General features: G+C 69.5%; 21 protein-coding genes and 2 pseudogenes. 12 read left to right on the top strand and 11 right to left on the bottom strand.

Annotated features, from left to right (window positions below; genetic code table 11):
• Positions 1–107 precede the first annotated feature (107 nt).
• Positions 108–1,355, bottom strand: coding sequence for a glycoside hydrolase family 3 N-terminal domain-containing protein (locus ACFYZE_RS35145; protein WP_389003462.1), 1,248 nt, complete (start codon positions 1,353–1,355; stop codon positions 108–110).
• An 836-nt stretch (positions 1,356–2,191) separates the two neighbouring features.
• Between ACFYZE_RS35145 and ACFYZE_RS35140 the strand changes: the two genes are divergently transcribed.
• Positions 2,192–2,764, top strand: coding sequence for a dihydrofolate reductase family protein (locus ACFYZE_RS35140; RefSeq protein ID WP_389003459.1), 573 nt, complete (start codon positions 2,192–2,194; stop codon positions 2,762–2,764).
• A 201-nt stretch (positions 2,765–2,965) separates the two neighbouring features.
• On the opposite strand, the gene ACFYZE_RS35135 is transcribed toward ACFYZE_RS35140, so the two are convergent.
• The 3 genes from ACFYZE_RS35135 to ACFYZE_RS35125 all read right to left on the bottom strand — a co-directional run bounded on the left by ACFYZE_RS35135 (position 2,966) and on the right by ACFYZE_RS35125 (position 4,442).
• Entirely contained in the window at positions 2,966–3,490 is a 525-nt protein-coding gene (locus ACFYZE_RS35135; protein ID WP_389003456.1) for an ATP-binding protein, read from the bottom strand.
• A 133-nt stretch (positions 3,491–3,623) separates the two neighbouring features.
• A complete protein-coding gene (locus ACFYZE_RS35130) occupies positions 3,624–3,845 on the bottom strand; it encodes a hypothetical protein (RefSeq protein WP_389003453.1) in 222 nt (73 codons plus the stop codon).
• A gap of 456 nt (positions 3,846–4,301) precedes the next feature.
• Positions 4,302–4,442 (bottom strand): hypothetical protein, encoded by a 141-nt coding sequence (locus ACFYZE_RS35125; protein WP_389003450.1) that lies wholly within the window; start codon positions 4,440–4,442, stop codon positions 4,302–4,304.
• Between ACFYZE_RS35125 and ACFYZE_RS35120 the strand changes: the two genes are divergently transcribed.
• Together ACFYZE_RS35120 and ACFYZE_RS35115 are read left to right on the top strand one after the other, a co-directional pair.
• Positions 4,435–4,626, top strand: a complete 192-nt coding sequence (locus ACFYZE_RS35120; protein ID WP_389003447.1) for a DUF4396 domain-containing protein — start codon at positions 4,435–4,437, stop codon at positions 4,624–4,626. The genes ACFYZE_RS35125 and ACFYZE_RS35120 overlap by 8 nt on opposite strands.
• 152 nt (positions 4,627–4,778) lie before the next feature.
• Complete coding sequence (locus ACFYZE_RS35115) at positions 4,779–5,189, top strand: four-helix bundle copper-binding protein (RefSeq protein WP_389003444.1); 411 nt, start codon at positions 4,779–4,781, stop codon at positions 5,187–5,189.
• A 194-nt stretch (positions 5,190–5,383) separates the two neighbouring features.
• Here the strand turns inward: ACFYZE_RS35115 and ACFYZE_RS35110 are convergent, their stop codons facing one another.
• Positions 5,384–6,301, bottom strand: coding sequence for a polysaccharide deacetylase family protein (locus tag ACFYZE_RS35110; RefSeq protein ID WP_389003441.1), 918 nt, complete (start codon positions 6,299–6,301; stop codon positions 5,384–5,386).
• Between the two features lie 640 nt (positions 6,302–6,941).
• Here ACFYZE_RS35110 and ACFYZE_RS35105 point away from each other — a divergent pair.
• Positions 6,942–7,037, top strand: a pseudogene (locus ACFYZE_RS35105) (IS5/IS1182 family transposase); the annotation flags it as partial.
• Between the two features lie 872 nt (positions 7,038–7,909).
• Here ACFYZE_RS35105 and ACFYZE_RS35100 read toward each other — a convergent pair.
• The 3 genes and pseudogenes from ACFYZE_RS35100 to ACFYZE_RS35090 all read right to left on the bottom strand — a co-directional run.
• The gene (locus ACFYZE_RS35100) at positions 7,910–8,575 is read right to left on the bottom strand and encodes a hypothetical protein (RefSeq protein ID WP_389003438.1); all 666 of its coding nucleotides are present in this window, start codon (positions 8,573–8,575) and stop codon (positions 7,910–7,912) included.
• A gap of 306 nt (positions 8,576–8,881) precedes the next feature.
• Positions 8,882–9,199 (bottom strand): hypothetical protein, encoded by a 318-nt coding sequence (locus ACFYZE_RS35095; RefSeq protein ID WP_389003474.1) that lies wholly within the window; start codon positions 9,197–9,199, stop codon positions 8,882–8,884.
• Positions 9,174–10,234, bottom strand: a pseudogene (locus ACFYZE_RS35090) (glycoside hydrolase family 2 protein); the annotation flags it as partial. The pseudogene ACFYZE_RS35090 and the gene ACFYZE_RS35095, both read right to left, overlap by 26 nt.
• Before the next feature lie 167 nt (positions 10,235–10,401).
• Here ACFYZE_RS35090 and ACFYZE_RS35085 point away from each other — a divergent pair.
• Positions 10,402–10,641 (top strand): ester cyclase, encoded by a 240-nt coding sequence (locus tag ACFYZE_RS35085; protein WP_389003435.1) that lies wholly within the window; start codon positions 10,402–10,404, stop codon positions 10,639–10,641.
• Here ACFYZE_RS35085 and ACFYZE_RS35080 read toward each other — a convergent pair.
• Both ACFYZE_RS35080 and ACFYZE_RS35075 read right to left on the bottom strand, forming a co-directional pair.
• Complete coding sequence (locus tag ACFYZE_RS35080; RefSeq protein WP_389003432.1) at positions 10,619–12,568, bottom strand: maleylacetate reductase and hydroxyquinol 1,2-dioxygenase domain-containing protein; 1,950 nt, start codon at positions 12,566–12,568, stop codon at positions 10,619–10,621. The two genes, ACFYZE_RS35085 and ACFYZE_RS35080, sit on opposite strands and share 23 nt — an antisense overlap.
• Positions 12,569–12,690: 122 nt before the next feature.
• The gene (locus ACFYZE_RS35075; RefSeq protein ID WP_389003429.1) at positions 12,691–14,466 is read right to left on the bottom strand and encodes an FAD-dependent oxidoreductase; all 1,776 of its coding nucleotides are present in this window, start codon (positions 14,464–14,466) and stop codon (positions 12,691–12,693) included.
• A 191-nt stretch (positions 14,467–14,657) separates the two neighbouring features.
• Here ACFYZE_RS35075 and ACFYZE_RS35070 point away from each other — a divergent pair, with 191 nt between their 5' ends.
• The 5 genes from ACFYZE_RS35070 (at position 14,658) to ACFYZE_RS35050 (ending at position 19,127) form a co-directional block, all read left to right on the top strand.
• Positions 14,658–15,617, top strand: coding sequence for a LysR family transcriptional regulator (locus ACFYZE_RS35070; RefSeq protein ID WP_389003426.1), 960 nt, complete (start codon positions 14,658–14,660; stop codon positions 15,615–15,617).
• Positions 15,618–15,722: 105 nt separating this feature from the next.
• On the top strand, positions 15,723–16,922 hold the full coding sequence (locus tag ACFYZE_RS35065; RefSeq protein ID WP_389003423.1) for a thiolase family protein: 1,200 nt from the start codon (positions 15,723–15,725) through the stop codon (positions 16,920–16,922).
• Positions 16,919–17,611, top strand: coding sequence for a 3-oxoacid CoA-transferase subunit A (locus ACFYZE_RS35060; protein ID WP_389003420.1), 693 nt, complete (start codon positions 16,919–16,921; stop codon positions 17,609–17,611). The genes ACFYZE_RS35065 and ACFYZE_RS35060 overlap by 4 nt, the downstream gene beginning before the upstream one ends.
• Positions 17,608–18,303, top strand: a complete 696-nt coding sequence (locus tag ACFYZE_RS35055; protein ID WP_389003417.1) for a 3-oxoacid CoA-transferase subunit B — start codon at positions 17,608–17,610, stop codon at positions 18,301–18,303. The genes ACFYZE_RS35060 and ACFYZE_RS35055 overlap by 4 nt, the downstream gene beginning before the upstream one ends.
• 38 nt (positions 18,304–18,341) lie before the next feature.
• Complete coding sequence (locus ACFYZE_RS35050) at positions 18,342–19,127, top strand: IclR family transcriptional regulator C-terminal domain-containing protein (protein ID WP_389003414.1); 786 nt, start codon at positions 18,342–18,344, stop codon at positions 19,125–19,127.
• A gap of 30 nt (positions 19,128–19,157) precedes the next feature.
• On the opposite strand, the gene ACFYZE_RS35045 is transcribed toward ACFYZE_RS35050, so the two are convergent.
• The gene (locus ACFYZE_RS35045; RefSeq protein WP_389003411.1) at positions 19,158–19,427 is read right to left on the bottom strand and encodes a hypothetical protein; all 270 of its coding nucleotides are present in this window, start codon (positions 19,425–19,427) and stop codon (positions 19,158–19,160) included.
• 240 nt (positions 19,428–19,667) lie between these two features.
• Between ACFYZE_RS35045 and wrbA the strand changes: the two genes are divergently transcribed.
• On the top strand, positions 19,668–20,282 hold the full coding sequence (gene wrbA, locus ACFYZE_RS35040) for an NAD(P)H:quinone oxidoreductase (protein WP_389003408.1): 615 nt from the start codon (positions 19,668–19,670) through the stop codon (positions 20,280–20,282).
• A gap of 358 nt (positions 20,283–20,640) precedes the next feature.
• A complete protein-coding gene (locus ACFYZE_RS35035) occupies positions 20,641–21,633 on the top strand; it encodes a GlxA family transcriptional regulator (protein WP_389003404.1) in 993 nt (330 codons plus the stop codon).
• Positions 21,634–22,157 lie beyond the last annotated feature (524 nt).

The following is a 22,157-nucleotide window of genomic DNA, read 5'->3' as shown; positions in this document are numbered from 1 at the left end:
GAGTACGAACGCGAGTGGTGGCGACAACAGGAAGCCACCCCCCAGTCCGCCTAAAACAAGATCACCGGACTCCACGAAACTCGGGGCAGCTCACGGTGCGAGTTCGCTCAGCGACAGGTGAGCAGGCCGGCCTGGAGTTTGGCGGCGAGGATCCGGTGCACGCTGTCGTTCACCTTGGCGCGGAAGGAGGCGTCCTGCTGCATCCTGGTCCGGACCGCCTGTGTCATCGCCGGAACGGTGCTCGGCTGCACCGTCAGGATCATGTTCCCGCCCGCAGAAAGGAAGTTCAGCGCCCGCTGCGCCGGCGTGTATGACCGCACGGCGACCGCTTGCCCGAGGTCGTCGGAGATGACCACGCCCTTGAAGCCCAGTTGGGTGCGCAGCAGCCGGCCGATGACCGTCGGCGAGAAGGCCGCCACATGCGTGGAGTCGATTTTCGTGTATTTGGCCAGGGAGACCATCACGAACGGCGAACCGGACCTGATCCCGTTCCGGAAGGGCGTGAGACTGGCGCTGGAAGCGGTCGTCACCGAGTCCACGACGTTGGCCGTGGTGTCGGTGTTCCCGAGCACCTGACCCAGCCCGGGAAAGTGCTTGAGGGTGGTCATCACACCCGCCTGCGCGAAGCCGGCGGCGAAGGCGCCGCTGTGCGAGGCCACCGTGTCCGGGGTGTTGCCGTACTCACGGAAGTAGCGGCCGATCGGGCCGTTGCGGGTACCCAGGCCGGCCGGGACGACATCGGCGACGGGAGCCAGGTCGAGGCCGACTCCGGCGGCCTTGAGCTGACCGGCCCACTGGGCGGCCCGGGTCCGCAGGGTTGCGGTCGACCAGCTTCCCTGGGTCAGCCCGCTGGGTATGGCCGCGAAGCCGGGACCGCTCAGTACCTGCACATGGCCGCCTTCCTGGTCGGTGGCGACCAGGATCCCGACCCGCCGGCCGGCGACCTGGTCCGCCTGTCGCTGGAGACCGTCCACCAGGCTCCTGGTCGCCTTGACACCGGCACTGCTTCGCCCGGTCAGCATGATCGACCCCACGTGGTTGTCGCGCAGGACACGCAACTGGGCCTGGTCGGGACGGGCCGCGGAGATCCCGCCCATGAAGAGCTGCCCGACGCGTTGGGCCGTGGTCATACCGGAGAACAGCTGGTCGGTGCAGGAGGCGGCCGAGGGCATGACACTGGCGCCGCGGGTTCCGGCGCCATGGCCGGTGGTGGCGGACTCGGGTGAGTTCCCCGGGCTCACCTGCGAAGCCGGTACACCGCAGGCGACCACGGCCAGCATCATGGTGACCATCGGCACCGCGGTGCGCAGGGCTGTTGAGCGGCGACCTCTGCGCGCTCGGGCACGTGCTGTCATGGATGTCGCTCCTGACATTGATGGTGTCACTTGGCTGAGGGCCCACGGCATCAGGGGACCCGGGGATCGCGCGATCAGGGCGCTGTGGATCCCCTCCCGTTGCGGCGAGCTCGGCACTCGGGCTCATACCAGCATGCCCACCCCGGCCCGGTGCCGCGACCGGTGCAGGATCTCGAGTGACATGTGGGTGGTCTCGGCCCGGCATTCCCGCGCGTCCTGCCGGAGAACAGCTGATCAGACTCCGTTTGTGGCAGACGCACTCAGACGCACGTGGAGGGTCGCGTTGCAGGGGCGGGGCGACTGGTCACGTCGATCCACCCGCGTCGGGCCTGCACCACGGCGGCCACGATCACCTGCCGGAGTCCGGTGCCGTAGGCCGAACGCGCGACATGCCGGGGTCGGCGCGGGAGGATCGTTCATCACGTCCGGTGGAAACGTCGTCGCTGCCCCCTCCTCGGACGGCACCCCGCTGGCCGTCGGCCATTACCACCCAGCGAACGGCAGGACCGGGATCGGCGACATCCGCACTCCGCCCAGCGGCCGCCGCCGCGGGCGGTGTGGGGCGGCGTGTTCTGCCTCCGCACGTCTGAGCCAGGCGCTGGTCACCGCTCGTCACTGTTGCGCTGCTGGTAGGTCTCGCGGTCGGACACGTGTGTGGCTGCCCGGGGCGGTCCGGATCCCGGAGGCTGCCGGGAGGAGCCGGGCGGACGGCCGATGAGTTTCTCCGTGTTCCGCAGTCATAGAACATGCTTGGTGCGCTGCAGCCGCGAGTGTGGTCGAAGCGTGCACCGGCCGAACCTGCCGAGAACCAGACACGAGATGCCGAGGAACCGTAGATGCGTACTCTGATCAGCACCGCCTTCGTCTCGCTCGACGGCGTCGTGGAGGCCCCGGGCGGCGAGCCCGGTTACCGGAACTCAGGGTGGACCTTCAAGCATGTCGAGTTCCTCCCCGAGGCATTCGACATCAAGGGCCGGGAGCAGAAGGAAGCCACCGCCATGTTGCTGGGCCGGGTCAGCTACGAGGCGTTCAGCCCGGTGTGGCCCGACATGGAGGACTTCGCCGGCTACAAGACGATGCCGAAGTACGTCGTCTCCACCACCCTCACCGAAGACGACCTGGTATCGAACTGGGGCAGGACCACGATCCTGCGCTCAATCGACGAGGTCGCCGCATTGAAGGAGACCGAAGGCGGCCCGATCATCGTCCACGGCAGCGCCGCACTGAACCACAGCCCTTCGGACGCCGGTCTGATCGACCGTTACCACCTGCTCGTCTTCCCCCTCCTGCTCGGCGCGGGCAAGCGTCTGTTCAGTGCAACGGACAAGGACACCCAGAAGCTGAAGCTGGTCGAGCACGAGGCCTACGCCAACGGCCTGCAGAAGAACGTCTTTGACGTGATCCGCTGACAAGGCACCCGTGCTCGCCGTCCCGTCGCGTCCCCGCGGACGTGGCACTCGGCGGAAGGACCTGCTCGGCGTGAGGTCGGCTCGCCGGTAAGCGGCGACCAACATGCTCACCGGCGCCATCACAGGACCGAGGACTTCGAGGCGTAGGCGTCTGCTTGGGGCACCGGCGGGCCGGCCGGGGCTGGGCGGTGAGCTTCTGGGTCAGTCACTCTGGGGTGTTCCGTCCGCCAGGGAGGCGGGCAGGACGGTCCGGTCGATGGCAGTGTGGCTGTCGTTCTTGTCGAGGCGCAGATGGGCGGTGATCTGCTTTCCCGCAGCGCTGGGTATGACGCTCACCTTGCTGCTGGCCGCGCGTACCAGGTGCAGTCCGTGGCCGCCGACGCGGTGCCGATCGGGCCTCCGGAAAACCGGTTCTTCGGCGGAGGTGTCCCACACGGTGATCGTCAGCTCGTCATCGGAGAGCTGCAGGACCAGTCCGCAGGGACCGGGGGCGTGCCGGATGGCGTTCGCTATCAGCTCGCTGACGACAAGCTCGGCGTCCAGGACGACAGGTTCGGGCGCCGGGGCGCGCCCGGAATGCGGGGCGTGGGCGAGGAAGGCGCGCAGTGCCCGGCGCGCGTCCGCGGCGCGGGCGGCGCCGCCGGCCCAGGCCGTGCTGTAGCGCAGCGTGGCGTGCTCACCCGTGCCGTGCTCGTCTGCCGCCTGCTTCCTAAGCGGGAAGACCATGTGGCTCTTTCGTCGTCTCTCGGCCGTTCGGATACAGCTTGTTCGCCCTACGCGTACCCCGGCCGCCGAGCGTGCATACCGCCGACAGTGCGGCAACGTCGGCGCGGGAGATCGGCGGGTGCCGGGACGTCGCCTAATGCCTTTCGTCCCGCCCACGCATCCGCCTCAGTGCTCGTCGGATCAGGAAGAGGGTTCCCGCCGCGAGCATGGCCATGCCCATGAAGATCAGGAATCCGCCGATGGCGGCCAGGACTACGGCCACCAGGGCCAGGAGGGCGCCGATGAAGAGCACGAGCGTGCCGACCAATACCAAGATCATGGCGGTGACAAGCAGAAGAAGTGCGAGGATCGCCATTGCTACCTCCAGCCCCTCGCTCTATTCGCTTACTGGCGAGGACTGGGCGGCGCTGCGCCGACGCAGCGGTGACGGTGCCCTCGTCGGTGGCCTTCTCGCCCAGCCGGTAGATCGCCTGCCCGACTGCCGATCATCGTGACCGCACGGTCAGACAGACAGGCAGGCGGGGCCGGGGTGATGATCGGCACGCCAGTGTCTTGCTGCTCGCCTCCAGCCTCACCCCCGCGACCCACGGACGCCAGCACCCACCGGCTTCTCGGAGCTCCGCCATCGAGGAAGTGGAGAGCAGCAGGTGAGAACAGCGTTGGCCCCCGTGCAGGGCCCCCTTCGGGTCATCGCTTTGTGCCCGAAGGGGGCCTTCGACTGGGCGACTACCAGCTCGCCGTCAGCGACATCTTCGGCGGCAACGCCTTCCTGCCTGTGCTGTTACCAGCACGTGCACCATGCCGGTCACGATCACCGCGTCCTCGGTTCTTCCTGACGCTCCGCCGCGCAGGCGGCGCGGACTGCCTGACGGGCCGCACCACCGGCGAAGTCCTCGGCATGGTGATCGGCACCACTGTCGGTCTGCTCTGCCGCCACCGTCGTCATGTCCATCGCGCTGACCTTGGTCTTCGGCCACGCGCCGACCATGTGGGGCGTGCTGCGCGCCGGTCTGCCGGTCCGCCAGGCGCTGAAAGGCGCTTCGGCCGCGGACACGGTGTCCGTCCCCGTGATGGAACTGATCGACAACACCGTCATGGCGGGCAAGGGGCGTGCCGTCGTGCGGGCCTACCGCTGACGGCCGCTGCGCTCCCGCCCGGCCCGGACCCCATGGCCCGGGCCGGTCCCGTTTGCCCCGGTTGTGGTGGGTGAGTCGACAAGAGTCGGGGGTTGAGCGGCATGTCCCACCCGGTGTGCCGCCTCCGGCGACCAGGAGAAGGAGGTATCACCGTGACCACCAGCGTGAAGGACATGCTCGCCACCTACCCGGCCGATCTTGGCGACGTCGACCGCGACAAGCTCACCCGCTGCATCGAGGAGTGCATCGCCTGCGCCCAGGCGTGTACGGCGTGCGCGGACGCCTGCCTGTCCGAAGGCATGGTCGGCGAGCTCACCAAGTGCATCCGCACCGACATGGACTGCGCCGACGTCTGCAACGCCACCGCCGCCGTCCTGTCCCGCCACACGGGCTACGACGCCAACATCACCCGCGTGATCCTTACCGCCTGCGCCACGGCGTGCAAAGCCTGCGCCGACGAGTGCGCCTCCCACGCTGACCAGCACGACCACTGCCGCGTCTGCGCCGAAGCCTGCCGCTCGTGCGAGCAGGCGTGCAACGAACTGCTGCAGTCCCTCGGCTGAACCGCGCAGCGGCCGACCTCCGTCGATGGGCCCGCAGCGCGGGCCGGGACGGTGAGCAGCGGCCGGGAGGCCGCGTTCGTGGGCCCACGAACGCGGCCTCCCGGGCAGACTCTCCAATGCCGGTGCGCACTCTTTCCTGGACGCCGCCCCGCAACTGAGAGGGCCGTCATCGGACAGCCGGCCAGGTCGGCGTCTCAGGCGGGGAAGCCGTAGCTGTAGCCCTGAGCGTCCAACTGGTTGAGGAGGCGGGCGAGGGCCTGCACCGTCTGCGAGCGGTCACCACCGCCATCGTGCATCAGGATGATCGTGCCGGGTCGCAAGTCCTGGTTGATGTTGCGGAGGATGCCGTCCACGCCCGGGCGCCGCCAGTCGTTGGCGTCGTCGCTCCAGCCGAGCGGCTGCAGGTGGTTGGCGCCGGCTATCGCCCGGATCGTCGGGCTCCAGTCGCCGCCGGGTGCCCGGTAGTACATCAGCTTCGCACCATCGCCCGCCGCATTGGTTATCTCGCGCTTGGCGTCGACGATCTCGCGGATGTTGTACTCGACCGGCTTGCGGCTCTGCTGCTCGTCGTGATGGACCGAATGGTCACACAGCCGGTCCCCATTCGCGACGATCGCACTGGTCAGGTACGGGTACCTCTGGGCGAGCGGCCCGATCTCGCAGAAGGTGGCCTTTGCGTGGTGCTGGGCGAGGAGCGCCAGCACCTGCGGGGTCCACCGCGGGTCCGGGCCGTCGTCGAAGGTGAGCGCTACGGACTTGCCGCCGCCCACGACCCCGTGGCCGACCACCATGTCGGAGCCCGCCGGGGCGCTCGGCAGCTGCGCGTAGGTATGCGCCGGGCCGGGCTGCGAGGCAGGCCCGGACGGCACTGCGGCGGAGCCTCCGGTGCGGCCGGACTGCGTTCCTCCTGCGGCGCCGCCCGGTACCGGCGCGGACGGGGAAGCCGACGAGGGCGACGGCGCCTGGGAGGGCGGGTGCGGCCCGGGAGAGGCGGGCTTCGCCGGGGGAGTCACGCTGCTGGGTGAGCTCTGGGCCAGGTGCCCGCCCGCGTGCGGCCCGCACGCCGTGAGCACGGCTCCCGAGATCGCCGCCGTGATGGCGGCTGCCGTCACCCCTTTGATTCTGGCCGATGCCACAGATCTACCTCCGTCGGCGCCACTCGGTGCCGGAATCGGTGTCGGTACTGGTCACGTCGATGCGCTGGCAGGGCCGAGCGCAGGCGCGCTGCCGGTCGACGGCACGTCGGCGTCCGCAGTCAGGGTCCGCTGGAGATCTGCGTCCCTGCACGTCAGCGCCCAGGGGTTACCGGTCGCTCCGAGGGTCGGTCACGCGGCGGGCTCCATCGCCCAGCCGCTGATCCCCCGCTCTCGTAGGAGATGACCAGTACATCCATGTTTGTGCCTGGTGTCGAACCACAATAAAGGACGCGCGGGGCTTTGCTTAACAATTCCAATACGTGATGAATGTCGCATTGCGTCCTGAGATGAAAGGGTGCGAGTCGAAAACAAAACCGCCGGCACTGAAATCGGGGGTGGTTCAGAACTCCGGGACGAGCCGGCGGATGCCCGGGCGGCAAGCCGGCGCGACCTGGTCGTCGGGCTGCTCATCGCCGGCGTCATCGCCGCCTGCGTGCCGGACTCGTTCCGGGCGGCAAGATGGCCTCCATTCTCCGGGGCGCCTTCCGCCTCGCCATGGTCATCGCCGGATACGGGTGCCGTGCCGGTGTCACGTTGCCGTCCTCGAGCTGTTCTCCGTACCGGTGGGCCACAATCCTTCGTCAGGACTGCCTACCGGCAGCGCAACACCACCCTCGAACGGTGCATCAACCGCCTGAAGCAACGGCGAGGCCCTGTCATCTGCCGCGGAATGGCGAAGGCGGGCAGGCGGACGAGTGAATAAACCGGAGCAAGGCCACCTGACTCGCAGTTCGCTGGTTGTCGAGGGTATCTCCAAACCATACGTTCAGCTCCAGCGCTCACAGCAGCGGCCCGTGCACAGAGTTCGGCCACACCTGCCACAGACCACAAAGCCGAGAGGAACAGTTATGCGCCTGATCCGCTGCGCTCTCGCTGCTGCAACGGTGGCGGCTTCCGCCTCAGCCATCGGCCTGCCCCTCTTCTTCACGGACTGGATGCCCCGGAGTTCCGACGCCACGCAGGTCCGCATGGTCAGCGCCCCACGCATCTCGCAGAGCGAAGTCGAATCGCCCCAGCCGTCCTTCACTGATCCGGACCCGCAGGAATGGGTGCACCACTGTCACAGCTACGGTGGCCCCTACTGCGGCTGGGTGGGGACATACTGGGGCGGCTGCGACAGGGAGTGGGGCCTGAGCTACGGAATCAAAAGCCCTTATTGGATCTGCCCCCACGACCCCCGCCCGAGTCCCTCGGACCCACCCAGTTCCTCGGACACCCCCAGTCCTTCGGACACACCCAGTCCTTCGGACACCCCCAGTTCCTCGGATACACCGAGTCCATGGGATACGTCAGCCACTGCCACAAGCAGCAGTTCCTCTTGACCAGTCCGGCCGAGACTTACCGCGACCGGCACCGGCGGCGGTGCGCACCTGCGGTGGCTGTGAACCGCAGGTGCTGCCGAGGGAAGAAGACCCACTCCGCTCTCGTCCCTGTGCGCACAGCGAGTGGGGCAGCACATCAGGCTCCCGATGCGACGTCACGTCAGGGACCGAAAGTGCCGCCGGTTCCTTTTCCGGTCGGGTGTCACGGGGCAGAACGATGTCGGCGGAGCCAGGCCACAGCCAGCATTCCTAGGATCATCAGCAAAGCGCCGCCCGCGATCACGATGTGAGTGGCGCTCAGAAGGCAGGTGCTCCAGCCGGCGGTCGCAGCATCAGGCGGAGCAGGGCGAACGGCGCCCCCGGGGGTGAGGGGCTTCTGCTCACCCTGGCCGTTTCGATGGTCGTCCCCCTTCCGCGGCGGCGGGTAGCCGGATGAGTCACTCCCGTCAGCAGTTGCTCCACCATGCGGACGCGAATGGTCCCGGCCGTCCCGGTTGTCTCCCTCGTCCCCGTTGCCTCCCACGCCCCGGTGGCCCCTGCGGTCCCGGTAGTCCCCGCGGTCCCTGCGGTCACCGTCCTCGTCGTCCTCGTCGCAGTGGGCGGCCGGGAAGAAAAAGGCTCGCTCGTGGCGGTCGAACGCCTTCACCACGAAGAGCGGGTGGACCCTGAAGAACCCCTTGATAGCGAACTCATAATGCTTGTGGGTCTGCGTGGGGTAATTCACGTCCAGATACGTCGCGACACTAAAGCTGCTCCACGGTGCCGTCGGCGACGAGGACGAGGATGCCGGGGTCCCCTCGAGGACGAGAGCCTCAGGCCCACGTCGGCCGTTAGTCAGAATCGCCCTCACTTCCTTCTCGATGAACACGACACGACGTCGGCTGTAGCAGTGACGCCAGGGATTGCGGCGACCGTGGTAGCCGTCCCCATCATGATGCCGCAGGGAGCCGGACGCGTGCCGCGCAGAAGCCTGTGCAGCGACGCCGACCGGAGACACGAGGACGATAGCCGCACCCGCCAGGGACGCCGCGACCCAAGGACGAAGATTCATTCGATGACCTCCATGGGTGGCGGACGCAGGAGACCGCCTGCTGCGCGACACATCGAATCTCAGAAGAAGTTAAGAGAAAACGACTCGCCGCATCCCGAACATCCTTGTGGAGCCCAACGCCTGTCACTCAACCGCAGCAGTCTCATGGGCCGCTTGCGCGTTCGGCGACAGCTCGGTCGTCCGCGTACCGGGCCGGATGTGGTCCTCGCCGACAAGGCCTACTCGTCCGCGCGCCGCCATGCCGCTGACCGGCTGGGCCGTGCACGTCAGCTCATCCGTCGTCACTTCGAGGGCCTGCGCTTCGAGTTCGGCGTGGCCTTCGGGGTCGTCGTCCTGGTCGTAGCCGGCTTTCGGGCCGTGGACGGTGCAGACGATGCCCTCGCTGTCGTCGAGGTCCCCCCTCGGGGACGCCGGCGAAGGCGTCGCTCTCGTAGAGGCCACCGCCCCACACACGCACGAGATCGACATGGGCCGCCGCGGCCTGTTGGAGGCGGCGGTAGGCCACCAGGGCGAGGCGGGAGGGCAGCACGTCGTCGGGGATCCAGTTCACCCCCGCGCGCGAAGACGCGTACCCCATTGATCACGAAGGTGAAGCCCGTGCCGTGCTCGTCCTCTGACCGGTCCAGCCGGAGGGTGCGGAAACCGATCCGGCGGCTCCAGACGTCGAGTGGCACTGGTTCGCCGGCCTCGTCATCGAGCAGCGTCAATTCCACGTCGTACAGGGGCTGTTCGCCGTATCCGCGAGGCCACCAGAGCTCGGGGTCGGGCACGTCGAGGACGACGGTGGCCCGGTCGCCGTGCAGGACGCCCGTCGCCTCGGCCCCGGCCACCGTGGCCCGGGCCGTCAGGGTGCGGGTGGCACCGGATGCGGTGCGCTCGACCTCGATGTGCAGTTCCACCCGGCCCCTGCCGTCCGCGACCGTCACCAGGGGCCGGACCCGGTCGATGCGCGCGGTGGACCAGCTCTTTGACCGAACCGGTTTCCAGATGCCGGCGGTGGGTCCAGTCCCAGCCGAAGCTGCAGGCCATCTTGCGGATGTACGGAGACGGCTCCGGATAGACGTTGGGACGCTCGCCGACCAGGTCCCTGACGGCGGCGGCCTCGGTGTAGGCCGAGGTGAACAGCACACTCAGTTCGCCGCCCCGGCCGGAGACGTCGAAGCGGTAGGAGCGGTGCATGTTGCGGGTGCGTCCCAGGACGGCGCCGTCAAGGGTGACCTCCGCCGCCGTGTCGAGCCCCTCGAAGACGAGGTCGGTTCGCTCGTGGGCGGTGGCCGGCAGGCCGAGGGACCGGCTGTAGACCCAGTCGCGACGGTCGACCCAGGCCACCTCGTGCTCGTTCCTCCCGAGGAACGGATCGGGGATGCGCCCCGCGGCGAGCAGGTCCGTGTGGACGCATCCCGGGACCTGTGCGAGCAGCAGCGACCCGTCGTGGCGCAGGTTCCAGCCCTCGGAGAGGAGGGTGACGTCCTTCATGCGCGCCTCCCGTCGAAGCGACTCGGGCCTGTCGGCGATCGGCTGCGGGGCGTCTGTCACGCGCCCTTCGGGCGGTCGGCGCTTTCAGCAGAAAATAACGGCTGACTTCCCTCCCTGTCCCGTCGAGCACGGTCGGCTCCAGGCCACTGCCTCCCGTCTCGCTGAGCGTGTGGCCGCCGCACCGCGAGCACCGGGCCGAAGATCCCCTCCTGGCCGACGACGGAGGTGTCGGCGACCCCGACACCGCCATCACCCTGGAGCACGTCTTCGCCTCCGGTGACCAGGTCGCCCTGGCGACCACCATGACCGGTACGAACACCGGGCTGTACTTCGGCAAGCCGGCCACCGGGCGCAAGCTGCAGTCCCAGGCGGCGGCGAGGACCGCTACTCCGGTGTCTGGTGCGTGACCGGTGCGATGCGAAACGTGAACCGCAACTCGCGCCACTCCCCGTTGATCTCCCGCCCGTCCGGCGTGGTTCCGGTGCGCGGCACGAACTCCACGATCAGGTCGTCCTTCACACCGAAGACCGCATCGGAGTCGAGGTACTTCCCGCCGGAGACGAACAACTGGGTGATGAGCCGCTGGTGTCCCTCCGCGTTGATCATGAAGTGCAGGTGTGGTGCCCGATAGGGGTGGCGACCGGTTGCCTTCAGCATGTCGCCGACCGGGCCGTCGTCGGGAATCGGGTAATCGCAGGGCAGGACGGACCAGAAACGCAGTCGGCCGTCGGTGTCCGTGCGCAGGCGCCCCCGCAGCACCGGACCCTCCAGATCCGGGAGTTGGACGTCGTAGTAGCCGTCCTCATTCGACTGCCATACGTCGACCACCGCGTTCGCGACAGGCTGGCCCTGCGTGTCCAGGACGTCGACGTCGACGTACAGCGGGGTGCCCGGCAGGTCCTGGGAGATGTCGGTGCCCTGTTCCAGCTCGGGCGGCCCCTCGACGTAGAAGGGGCCGAGCACAGCCGACGGAGTGGTCTGCGGACTACGGGAGTTGGTGAGCATGTCGACGACACTGGAGACTCCCAGGGTGTCCGACAGCAGCACGAACTCCTGGCGGGTGTCGGAGCACAGGTGTCCGGCGCGAGTGAGGAAGTCGATGGCGTACTGCCACTCCTGCTGGGTCAGGTCGTTGTCGACCGCGAAGGCGTGGAGCCGGGGAACCAGGTCTGTCAGCAACTGCTTGAGTCGCTGGTTCGGGGTTCCGTCGAAGGAGGCGACCACCTCGGCCGTGAGCCAGGACAGGTCCGGGGGACCGTCGGCCGTGCCGGCCGGCCGTACGCCCGCCCAGGCGTCGCGCAGCAGCACCTCGATGCCGTCCTGGGTGACCGGGCGGGGGTTGGGGTAGGGGGACGCGGTCGCCAGCTCCGCCGCCCGCTGCAACCGGTCCTCGGCCAGTCCCAGTTCGCGCAGGGAGGTCGGTCCGCCGGATGCGGTGAGCAGATCGAACACGGCTTGCGGAGCGTCAACGGCGTCCAGTGCTCCGGCGATCTCCCGCATCACGTCCGGAGTGGCGGGAGCGTTGTAGGCCATGGCGTGCGGGAGCACCACCGCGTGAGTGGGGGAGTGCGGCAGGTCGAAGCTGCCGCCCAGGGTGTGGCACAGCTTGTGGTGCAGGCCCATGCCGACGGCAGCCAGACAGGTGCCGGCGAGCCACGCACCGTGGAGGAGGTCAGCGCGAGCCTCAGGGTCCCCCGCGTCGATGGAGCTCTCGGACAGCCGGCGCAGGCCCCGGGCGAGACGGCGGATCGAGTCCAGGGCGAGACGGTCGACCAGCGGATTGCGATCGGGCGCGTACAGTGCCTCCACGGCGTGGGCCATGGCGTTGTACGCGCTGGTGACCGTTACGGACATGGGCAGCCCCCGGGAGAGCTCCACATCGTAGATCACCGTCTCCGGAAGGATGTCCGGCGAGGAACGGGTGGTCTTGACACCCGCGTCCGTCTCGCCCAGCACCGGGGTCACCTCGGAGCCCGCGTACGTGGTGGGCAGGATGACCTGGTCGGCTCCCGTGCGAACGGCCAGGGCCTTGGCCAGTCCGGTTGTCGAGCCGCCTCCCACGGCCACCACGCAGTCCGCGTCCACCTTCTCGAACACGGCGAGCGCCTCGCGGGTGACCTCCACCGGCGTGTGCATCACGGCCCCGTCGAACCGCCCCGCGCACAGGGCGCCGAGAGCTTCCTCGACCCGGTCCCCGAAGTCCGCGAGATCGGGGCCGGCCAGGAGGAGGGCCCGGCCGTGTCCCAGTCGTTCGACCTCCTCGCGCACCTGCTGGAGCGTGCCGGATCCGAAGACGATCCGGGCGGAATGGCCGGTGTACGTGAAGTTCTGCACCTTCGACTGCGCTCCTCTGTCTGGGGATGTGCCGCGTACGGCGGGCGGGCTGTGTCCTGGCGCCGACCGCCCCGCCCCCGACGGTGTGGGGTGTGGCGGGCGGGCGGCGGAGAAGGTGAGGGTCAGGCCCGGTCGAGCAGGCGGGCCAGCACCTCGGTGAGCTCCTTCTCCGGGTCGGCGGGCAGCTCGTGAGCGCGCCAGCCGACGTGCGCGTCGGGCCGTACGAGGACGCAACCCGACTCGGTGACCTCCCGCAGGCGCGCCCAGTCGCCGTACAGGTCCGTGTGGGTGCGGCCGGGACCGATCACATGGGCGTCGATCTCGATGCCGAGGGAGCGTGCGGCGCCCGCCGCGGCCTCGGCCCACGCCTCACCCGAGATACCGGTGAGCAGGGAGAAGCGGCCCTTGCCGGTGATGTCGTGGGTGCTGACCTTGCGGCCGCCGTCGGTGCCCAGCCAGCAGTGCGGCAGCCGGGCCCCGGGCCAGGTCGTCGGGTGGTAGTACAGCTCGGGGTCGCGGGTGTACCCGGGCTCCGGAGTGCCGTCGCCGATCACGGCACCGGACCTGTACCGCTGGCCGAGTTCCACGCCGTGCGCGTTGAACTCGTAGTCCTTCAGCTCCAGGGCGTCGAGCAGCGCGGCCCGCTGGGCCGCCGCCTCGGGAGTGTTGCCGGTCCGCGCTCGCATGTTGGCGATCTGCTGCTCGGGGTCCGGCGCCGAGCTGACGCCGAGGGCGTCGAAGATCGGGCCGAACTCCTCGATGGACTTGTTGGCCCGAAGCACGATCTGCTTGCCCACGGGGGCCCGTTCGGCGTCGTAGCTGTCGAGGAGGCCTTCGCCCGCCTGCCCCTTGAGGACCATCGCCAGCTTCCAGGCAAGGTTGTAGGAGTCCTGGACGGAGGTGTTGGAGCCGAGGCCGTTGGACGGCGGGTGACGGTGGACGGCGTCCCCGGCGAGGAAGACGCGGCCGGCGCGGTAACGGGTGGCGTATCGCCTGTTGTTGCCCCACAGGGACGTCGAGCGGATGGTGACCGGGATCGTGTCGTCGCCGATGAGGTCGTGCACGATCCTGGTCGCCATGGCGTCGTCGACCTGGGGTGGCGGCTGGTTGATGTCATAGCCCCAGACGACCAGCCACTCGTCCCAGGGGCGGACCATGCGCACAAGACCCATGCCGATGCCGCCGATCTCCGACCCCGGTTGCAGCACCCAGTACAGGACACTGGGCCGGTGTTCCACGAGACGGGTCAGGTCGGCGTGGAAGACGATGTTCATGCTGCCGGCGAGGTCCATCTCGCCCTCGAAGGGCAGGTCGACGTCCTCGGCGACCTGGCTGCGGCCGCCGTCGGCGGCGATGACGTACTTGGCGCGGATCGGGTACGTGTGACCGCTCAGCCGGTCCCGGACCGTCACCGTGACGCCGGTGTCGTCCTGGACGAGGGAGAGGTACTCCGTGTCGAACCGGATCCGGCTGCCGCGTTCGGCGGACCGGCCGACGAGGATCGGCTCGAACAGGGTCTGTGGCAGATCGCAGTTCTCGGACGGGCTGGCCAGGGTGTAGTCCGCCTTGCGGGCCGGGTGGGTGCCCCAGGTGCGGACCCGGCCTATCTCGTCGCCGGTGAGGCTGGTGCAGAAGACGGTGTCGCCCATGAGGTCCGACGGTGTGCCCTGGGCCTTGATGTCGTCCTCGATGCCCATGTCGCGCATGATCTCGACGGTGCGCTGGTTGGTGATGTGGGCCCGGGGAGTGTTGGCGGTCCACCGGTACTTGGTGATGACGATGTGGTCGACACCGTATGTCGCCAGGAAGAGGGCGGCCGAACCTCCGGCCGGGCCGCTGCCGATGACCAGCACGTCCGTCGTCAGGATTCCGTCGCTCGTGTCTCGCGTCTCGCTCACGCCGCCTCGTCTCTACAGCGGTGGATGGGGGAGGGTCCGGAGTGCCGCCGACGCACCTCGCGGCGGGTCGACAGATCCGCCGGGCGGCTCGGTGCGGCCGATTCGTGTGTTCCGGCTCACAGAGGTGAGTATGGAAACACGTCCGTCATACGTCCAATACCAATCCGCAACCCCGGCTATATCCTCGCGCTATGGACCTGCGCGGGCTGGAGTGTTTCCTCGCGGTCGCCGACCACGGCTCCGTGAGCCGGGCGGCGGCCCATCTGCACATGACGCAGCCTCCCCTCACCGTGCGCCTTCAGTCTCTCGAACGCGAGCTCGGGGTCGAGTTGCTCGTACGGCACAGCAAGGGAGTGGAGCTGACGGCGGCGGGCCGTCTGCTGGCGGAGCGGGCGCGGCGTCTGTTCGCCGAGCTCGCGCAGACGAGGGAGATGGTCCGGGCGGTCGGCCTGGGCACACGTGGGCGGCTGTCCGTCGCGGTCGGCCACACGGTCTCCCCAAGGCTCCTGGCTCGTTTGACCGGCGGTCCGCGCCTCGGCCCGGATGTCGACGTCGCGCTGACCGACGTCTCCGACGCCGACGTCATCGAACGCGTCCACCGACGTGAGGCGCACGCCGGACTGCTGCACCTCCCCCCGGTCGAACCGGGGCAGGCCCGACATGCCGGCGGGAGGGCGCGCGGTCTGGAGGTGGCCGTTGTCGCCCGCGACCGCCTCGCCGTCGTCCTGCCCGAGCGGCACCCCGCAGCCGGTTGTGACCGTGTCGACCTGGCGACGCTGGAGGACGACAGGGTGGTCGTCGCCGACGCGGTCGGCGAAGGCCTGGCAGCGCATGTGCGGACGGCCTGGTCCGGTGCGCCGAAGGCGTCCGCCACCCACCACGAGGCCGGGTCGGTCGCGCACGCCCTGGCCCTGGTCGAGGCCGGTGCCGGAGTGACGCTCGTGCCGATGGAGCACACGGCCCTGGTGTGGCCCGGCCTGGTGCCCCGCCCACTGCGCCAGCACACGGGCGTCGTCGAGACAGCCGTGTGCTGGCGTCCGGACGAGGACTCGCCCGTCCTGCGCCGCTTCCTGCGCGGCGCTCTGTCGACCCCGGAGCCCGATGTGCTGGGGCCCGCCCTGGGGCGTCACGAGCCCGACGTGAGGGGCTGACAGCAGGTACGCACGAGGGTCCCGAGAAAGCCACGGTTGTGGCGGCACGGGCGGGGGCCTACGCTGTATTCGCATATTGAACAGCTGTGCGCTATACGAACAAGGATGGTTCGGGTGGGTGACTCATATGTCTATTCGGCAGTTCGCACACCGTTCGGCCGCTTCAACGGGGCCCTGGCGGAGGTCAGGCCGGACGACCTGGCGGCCACGGCCCTGAAGGGCGCCCTCGCCACCGTCCCCGGCCTCGATCCGGCCGACATCGACGAGGTCGTGTGGGGCAACGCCAACGGCGCCGGTGAGGACAACCGCAACGTCGGCCGGATGGCGGTGCTGCTCGCCGGGCTGCCGGTGAGCGTCCCGGCGACGACCGTGAACCGGCTCTGCGGTTCCGGGCTCGACGCCGCGATGATCGCCTCACGCCTCGTCGAGACCGGCGACGCCGGCATCGTCATAGCGGGCGGGGTCGAGTCGATGACCCGCGCTCCCTGGGTGCTGCCCAAGCCCTCGAAGGCCTTCCCGGCCGGCAACGTCACCGCCGTCTCGACGACGCTCGGCTGGCGCCTGGTCAACGAGCGCATGCCCGAGGAGTGGACGGTCTCCCTCGGGGAGTGCAACGAGCAACTGCAGGAGCGGTTCGGCATCTCGCGGGAACGGCAGGACGCCTTCGCCGCCCGCTCCCACCAACTGGCCGACGTGGCCTGGGAATCGGGCTTCTACGACCGGATGGTGGTGCCAGTCGAAGGGGTCGGACTCAGCCGGGACGAAGGCATCCGGCCCGACACGAGCGTGGCCAAGCTCGCCGGGCTGCGGCCTGCGTTCCGCAAGGACGGGACCATCACGGCCGGCAACGCCTCGCCCCTCAATGACGGCGCATCGGCCGTCGTCATCGCTTCCGCCCCCGCCGCCGAGCGGCTGGGTCGGGACCCGCTGGCTCGCATCGCCGGACGCGGAGCGCACGCCCTGGAGCCGCAGATGTTCGGCTACGCGCCCGTCGAGGCCGCCGCGACGGCGCTGCGGCGCGCGGGCATCGGCTGGTCCGACGTGGGCGCCGTCGAACTCAACGAGGCCTTCGCCGTGCAATCCCTGGCCTGCATCGACGCCTGGGGCATCGACCCCGCGATCGTGAACGTCAAGGGCGGCGCGATCGCCATCGGCCACCCGCTCGGCGCCTCGGGCGGCCGCATCCTCGGCACCCTCGCCCATGTCCTGCGCGAACGGAACGAACGCTGGGGAGTGGCGGCGATCTGCATCGGCGTCGGCCAGGCACTGGCCGTCGTCCTGGAGAACGAGGAGGCGGCCCGATGAGCACCACCACCATCACCGCGGAGGCCGACGAGGCGGTCGCGGGCATCGAGGACGGCTCGACCGTCCTGATCGGCGGTTTCGGCATGGCAGGCATGCCGGTCACCCTCATCGACGCACTCATCCGGCAGGGCGCGAAGGACCTCACGGTCGTCAGCAACAACGCTGGCAACGGCGACCACGGGCTTGCCGCGCTGCTCGCCGCGGGGCGGGTGCGCCGTATCGTGTGCTCCTTCCCGCGCCAGCACGACTCCTGGGTGTTCGACGGGCTCTACCGCGAAGGCCGTATCGAACTCGAGGTGGTGCCCCAGGGCAACCTCGCCGAACGGCTCCGGGCGGCGGGTGCCGGCATCGGCGCCTTCTACTGCCCCACCGGTGTCGGCACCATGCTCACGGAGGGCCGGGAAAGGCGCACCATCGACGGCCGCGACTACGTCCTCGAATATCCGATCAAGGGCGATGTCGCCCTCATCGGCGCCCACACGGCCGACCGCATGGGAAACCTCGTCTACCGAAAGACCGCACGCAACTTCGGCCCGGTCATGGCCACCGCCGCCAAGCTGACCATCGCCCAGGTCCACTCCGTGGTCGACACCGGCCGACTCGACCCGGAGTCCGTCGTCACCCCGTGCATCTACGTCGACCGCGTCCTCGACCTCAGCCACGCCGCCCAGGCCCAGGAGGCATCATGATCCTCGCCACCGACACCGCACGAACGACCGAACACCTGGACCGTGGTCCCCTCGACGCGGACGAGGTGGCCGCACTGGTGGCCCGTGACATCGCCCCGGGCTCCTTCGTCAACCTCGGCATCGGACGGCCGACGAAGGTCGCCGACCATCTGGAACCCGAGAAGGGCGTCATCCTGCACACGGAGAACGGCATGCTCGGGATGGGGCCGGCCGCGCACGGTGACGAGATCGACCCCGATCTCACGAACGCAGGCAAGATACCGGTCACCGAACTACCGGGGGCCTCCTACTTCCACCACGCCGACTCGTTCGCCATGATGCGCGGCGGACATCTGGACGTCTGCGTGATGGGCGCGTTCCAGGTCTCGGCGCACGGCGACCTGGCCAACTGGCACACGGGCGCGCCCGACGCGATCCCCGCCGTGGGAGGTGCCATGGACCTGGCGATCGGTGCCAAGGACGTCTTCGTGATGATGTCCCTGTTCGCGAAGGACGGAGCCCCCAAGCTCGTCCCTCAGTGCACCTATCCGCTGACCGGCCTGGCATGCGTCAGCCGCGTCTACACCGAGGTGGCCACCTTCCTCGTGGGGGCCGGCGGAGCCGTCGTACGGGAGACCTTCGGAACCTCGGTCGAGGACCTGGCCGAACGCCTGGACGTTCCGCTGCGACGAGTCGAGGAGAGCGCCCGCTGACGGCGAGGCCGCATCCCCTCCCACCTAAGATCGACGCCATGGTGAGCGAGAAGCCCGAACCCGGAGACCAGTACGTCCAGTCTCTCGCCCGCGGTCTGTCGGTGATCACGGCGTTCGACGCCCAGCACCCCGAGATGACCCTCAGCGAGGTGGCCGCACGCACTGGTCTGAGCCGGGCCACCGTACGGCGTCTCCTGCTCACCCTGGCCGAACTGGGATTCGTCCGCGTCCTGGACAACCGCTTCACGCTGACGCCACGGATCCTGCGCCTCGGCACGGCGTACCTCTCCGGACTCGAACTGCCGCAGATCGCCCAGCCGTACCTCGAGCAACTCTCCGCCCGGCTGGGCGAGTCGACGTCCCTCGCCGTGCTCGACGGCACGGACATCGTGTACGTGGCACGCGTTGCGACCCGACGGATCATGACCGTCGGCATCACCGTCGGAACCCGCTTCCCGGCCTTCGCCACGGCCATGGGCCGCGTGCTGCTGTCGGCTCTGCCACCGAGCGGACTCGACGACTACTTCACCCGGGCCGATCTCACACCGCCCACCCCCCGAGCGGTGCACGACGAAGCGTCCTTGAGGGAGATCCTCACAATGACACGCGCTCAGGGGTGGGCTTACGTCGAGGAAGAGCTGGAGCGCGGCCTGTGCTCCCTGGCCGCACCGGTGGTCAACGGATCCGGCGACGTGGTGGCCGCGGTGAACGTGTCGACGACGACCCACCACGACGAGTCCACCGTCGACCGTTACCGCGAGGCGCTGCTGGCCACCGCAGCGGACATCAGCGAGGACGCGGCCGCGGCGGGAGTGCGGCCCTAGCCGACGGCGTCCGGCACCCGGCGCTGCCGGTCAGGGCCGGTCGCGGGACCTGGCGGCTGATCCTTCGGCCTTCCGGTGGGCGACGGCGATCACCCGGTGCTGCCTGAGCGACGAGCGACGAGGTGTGGCATGTGACTCGCCAGGCCGGGCGGGCCGCAGAGCGAGGCATTGCTCGGTGTCGTCCCCCAGCCCCGCCGGCGCGGCGCGGGAGATGTCGCGCAGTTGACGCACCTGTCCACGGTCGAGCAGGTGGAACAGGAAGTGCCGTACGTGCTCGGAGTGGCCGGGGGCCGCCTCCACGAGGGGCCGACGCTCGTCCGTGGATGACTCGGGCCGCTCGGTGCCGCGCCCTGTCGTCGACCGGGATCGGACACCCCAGGTAGTTGACGATTGAACAATATGGTTTAAGGTTCAACGTGACGTTGGTGATCGCAGCGCTCTTCGCGCAGTGCGCCGAGCGCGACGCCGACGCCTGTGCACCACGCGGGCCCAGTCCCACGTGGCGCACCGTACGCATCCTCAGGATCGGAGACGACTTCCATGACCAGCCCTGTCCGCGTTGCTGTCATCTACTACTCCTCCACCGGGTTCTCGGCCGAGATCGCCAAGGAGATCGCGGAGGCGGCCGAGAAGGCGGGCGCCGAGGTGCGCCTGCTGAAGGCCGCTGAACTGGCCCCTGAGGCCGCCATCGCCTCGAACGAGGCGTGGGCCGCCCACGCCGCGGCGAGCGCGGGCATTCCCGAGGCCACGACTGCCGACGTCGAGTGGGCGGATGCGATCGTCTTCGGCACCCCCACCCGCTTCGGGAACATCTCGTCCCAGCTGAAGCAGTTCATCGACACCCTCGGCGGCCTGTGGGCACAGGGCAAGCTGGCCAACAAGGTCTACAGCGGCTTCGTGACGACCGCCACAGCGCACGGCGGCCAGGAGTCGACGCTGCTCGCCCTGTACAACTCCATCCACCACTTCGGCGGCATCATCGTGTCCCCGGGCTACACCGACCCCGTCAAGTTCGTCGACGGCAACCCCTACGGCACCTCGCACGTCGACGCCCAGGGCAACAACTCGGTCGGCGAGCACACCCGCAACGCCGCCCGCCACCAGGCCGAGCGCGTGGTCCAGGTCGCTGCCGCCCTGAAGGCCGGCCTCGCCTGACCTGCCCCGCAACGCGGCGGTCCCAGGGTCCGCCGCGCGCCCGTCCGCACCGCGAGTCCGGCAGCCGACGCGCTGCCGGACTCGCGGTGCGCGCACTCCCGGGCCGTCGGCCGGGTGAGTGCGCGGGGGAGGGCGAGTCGACGCCGCCGCGTGGTGCGGACGGCTGACGCGGCACACCGGTGGCAACCGGCCGTCACGACCGGGCCGTCCCTGCGATGATGGCGGTCATGACGTCCGTGCTTCCGATGCGGGGGAGGACGAGTGGGCAGTGGCCGTCCTCCGTGGTCCGGACCGCGCCGTATGCGCGGCCTCGACCCCGCCGCGAGTCACCGGATCCAGATGCCTGAGGAAGAGAACTGTGAGCTCCGACATGCACCACCGGGTCGCCGTGCTCGTCTACGACGGGGTGAAGCTCCTGGATGTCTCAGGCCCCGCCGAGGTGTTTGCTGAAGCGAATCGGCTCGGCGCCGACTATCGGATCTCCCTGCTGTCGACGACCGGTGCCGACGTCACGTCGTCGGTCGGCATACGGATGACCGTCGACGGCAGCCCCGACTCCCAGCCGGCCCCGGACACGCTCATGGTGCCGGGCGGCGACATCTATCCCAGGACACCTGTCACGCGTGATCTGGTCGAGGCGGCGAGGGACCTGGCAGCCCGCTCCGGCCGTGTCGCCTCCGTCTGCTCCGGGGCGTTCGTCCTGGCTGCCACCGGCCTGCTGGACGGAAAGCGGGCGACCACTCACTGGAAGGTCGCCGGCGAACTCGCCTCGCGGTGCCCGAAGACCCGTGTCGAGCCCGACGCCATCTACGTACGCGACGGCACCACATACACGTCGGCGGGCGTCACCGCCGGCATCGACCTGGCGCTGGCCCTCGTGGAGGAGGACCATGGGCCAGAACTCAGCCGGGACGTGGCCCGGGCCCTGGTGGTCTACCTGCAACGCGCTGGCGGTCAGTCGCAGTTCTCCGCTCCGCTGCAGGCCCCGCCGCCCAGATCTCCCGCGCTGCGCAGAGTCATCGACCTGGTCCAGGCGGATCCTGCGGGCAATCACTCCCTCGGTGAACTCGCCAAGCATCTCAATGTCAGCCCCCGCCATCTCACGCGGCTGTTCCGCGAGGAGCTGTCCACCACGCCGTCCCGGTACGTCGAGTCGATCCGGTTCGACCTCGCCAAGGCATACCTCGATCAGGGGCATTCCGCGACCCAGGCGGCCGCCCTGGCGGGATTCCCGAGCTACGAGAGTCTGCGCCGCGTCTTCGCACGGGAGTTGTCCATCAGTCCCACTGCCTATCAGCGCCGCTTCGGCACGGCTCGCCGCGCGCAGGCGGGGCCTGTTCGGGGACGTTGAAGTCGACGGCTCACCGCCGGTTCCGTTGTGGTCGCGGGCCGAGCTTCGCCCGGGGGGGGTAAGAGACTGAGACGATCGCCGATCAAGACCAGCGGCGTTGGAAAACTGGACGACACTGGGGGCTGCGCGGGTCTGTGATCCAGTCGCACGTGTTTCGACGAACTTGGCCGGGGTCCTGCCGAGTTCCGCGCCCCAAGCGAGGCCGGCGGTTGCCGACACGTCCGGAAACGAGGGACATCTGTCCGATCGGGCCTGGCCGTCGTTCCGCGTACCGGTGTGGAATGAGACCTGGGAGCCGGCTGGGGTCCAAAGGCAGCCCGGAAGCCCTGGGGCCCAGGGGCAGCCGGCTCCCGTCCGCACCCTGCAAGGGACCGCCGCTGCACCCGGCGCGGCGGCCACGAGCGCCGGTAACGCCGCGCAGACAGCCACGATTCAGCGAGCACTGCAAAAGCTTCCGCGAGCGGGAGGCGGCCTGCCGGGCGTTCTGCGACGCGGTCGACTGCCGCATCCACCGAGCGACGTGA

Source organism: Streptomyces sp. NPDC001796 (assembly GCF_042892355.1).
Taxonomy (GTDB): Bacteria; Actinomycetota; Actinomycetes; order Streptomycetales; family Streptomycetaceae; genus Streptomyces.
Note: the sequence above shows the minus strand (reverse complement) of the source record. Positions and strands in the feature narration are given on the sequence as shown.

Coding starts and splice junctions, on each gene's coding strand:
- ACFYZE_RS35135 (WP_389003456.1), bottom strand. CDS start 3,490: ATGGTCTTCCCGCTTAGGAAGCAGGCGGCAGACGAGCACGGCACGGGT.
- ACFYZE_RS35145 (WP_389003462.1), bottom strand. CDS start 1,355: ATGACAGCACGTGCCCGAGCGCGCAGAGGTCGCCGCTCAACAGCCCTG.
- ACFYZE_RS35060 (WP_389003420.1), top strand. CDS start 16,919: ATGAGCACCACCACCATCACCGCGGAGGCCGACGAGGCGGTCGCGGGC.
- ACFYZE_RS35055 (WP_389003417.1), top strand. CDS start 17,608: ATGATCCTCGCCACCGACACCGCACGAACGACCGAACACCTGGACCGT.
- ACFYZE_RS35070 (WP_389003426.1), top strand. CDS start 14,658: ATGGACCTGCGCGGGCTGGAGTGTTTCCTCGCGGTCGCCGACCACGGC.
- ACFYZE_RS35050 (WP_389003414.1), top strand. CDS start 18,342: ATGGTGAGCGAGAAGCCCGAACCCGGAGACCAGTACGTCCAGTCTCTC.
- ACFYZE_RS35140 (WP_389003459.1), top strand. CDS start 2,192: ATGCGTACTCTGATCAGCACCGCCTTCGTCTCGCTCGACGGCGTCGTG.
- ACFYZE_RS35120 (WP_389003447.1), top strand. CDS start 4,435: ATGTCCATCGCGCTGACCTTGGTCTTCGGCCACGCGCCGACCATGTGG.
- ACFYZE_RS35125 (WP_389003450.1), bottom strand. CDS start 4,442: ATGGACATGACGACGGTGGCGGCAGAGCAGACCGACAGTGGTGCCGAT.
- ACFYZE_RS35130 (WP_389003453.1), bottom strand. CDS start 3,845: ATGGCGATCCTCGCACTTCTTCTGCTTGTCACCGCCATGATCTTGGTA.
- wrbA (WP_389003408.1), top strand. CDS start 19,668: ATGACCAGCCCTGTCCGCGTTGCTGTCATCTACTACTCCTCCACCGGG.
- ACFYZE_RS35065 (WP_389003423.1), top strand. CDS start 15,723: ATGGTTCGGGTGGGTGACTCATATGTCTATTCGGCAGTTCGCACACCG.